Source organism: Aeromonas sp. EERV15 (assembly GCF_900079845.1).
Classification (GTDB): domain Bacteria; phylum Pseudomonadota; class Gammaproteobacteria; order Enterobacterales; family Aeromonadaceae; genus Aeromonas; species Aeromonas sobria.
Window position 1 is genome coordinate 1 of the sequence record NZ_FKKY02000146.1, and the last position, 448, is coordinate 448.

General features: G+C 73.4%; 1 pseudogene. It reads right to left on the reverse strand.

Annotated features, from left to right (window positions below):
• Positions 1 to 348: pseudogene (locus tag BN4575_RS22950) on the reverse strand (hypothetical protein); the annotation flags it as partial.
• Positions 349 to 448 lie beyond the last annotated feature (100 nt).

The window sequence follows — 448 nt, forward strand, 5'->3', positions numbered from 1 at the left end:
GATCACCGCGACGACCGCGGTGACGCGCGAGAGCTGCGCGACCTGGCGCTCGAGCAGCGAGCCCTCGCGCCCGCCCTGCTCGAGGAGCAGGGCGATCTTGCCCGCGGCGCTCTCCGCGCCCGTCGCGAAGACGATCGCCTCGCCCGCGCCGGTCACCACGGACGCGCCGCTCGGCAGCAGGCTCGGGAGCGCGAGCACCTCGGCGCCCCGGCCCGGCGGGGCGACCGGCGCGGCGTCGCGATCGACAGGGGCCGTCTCGCCCGTGAGCATCGAGAGGTCGATCGAGAGGCTGTCTGCGCCGAGCAAGATGCAGTCGGCCGGGACCAGTGACCATGTCGGCCAGTTCATCGAAGATGACCATCGATCATGACGAGATCCGCCAGTGGGCCGAGTCGCGCGGAGGCCGCCCGGCGACGGTGAAGAGCACCGAGAAGGACGGGGAGCCCGG